Source organism: Bailinhaonella thermotolerans (genome assembly GCF_003594875.1).
GTDB classification, from domain to species: Bacteria; Actinomycetota; Actinomycetes; order Streptosporangiales; family Streptosporangiaceae; genus Bailinhaonella; species Bailinhaonella thermotolerans.
The window spans coordinates 1-230 of sequence record NZ_QZEY01000024.1; the positions used below are offsets into that span (position 1 = coordinate 1).

1 protein-coding gene is annotated in these 230 nt (G+C 71.7%); it reads left to right on the forward strand.

The window, feature by feature from the left end; translation table 11 throughout:
- The coding region (locus D5H75_RS42345; RefSeq protein ID WP_202638865.1) for a hypothetical protein at positions 1 to 230 on the forward strand (230 nt) is incomplete at both ends.

The following is a 230-nucleotide window of genomic DNA, read 5'->3' on the forward strand; positions in this document are numbered from 1 at the left end:
GTCCGCACCATGGACCAGATCGTCGGCTTCGGCGACCCCGCCAAGATCGCCACCAGCAAGACCACCGCCGCCAAGGCCCGCGACAAGGCCCAGGACAAGACCCAGGACAAGGCCAAGGTCGAGGACAAGAAGACCAGCTCCGGCACCGCCGCGGCCCAGCCCGCGCAGGACGTGCCGGTGGCCGTCCCCGCGGCCATGGGCGGCACCGCCCTCATCGGCGGCCTGGTCAT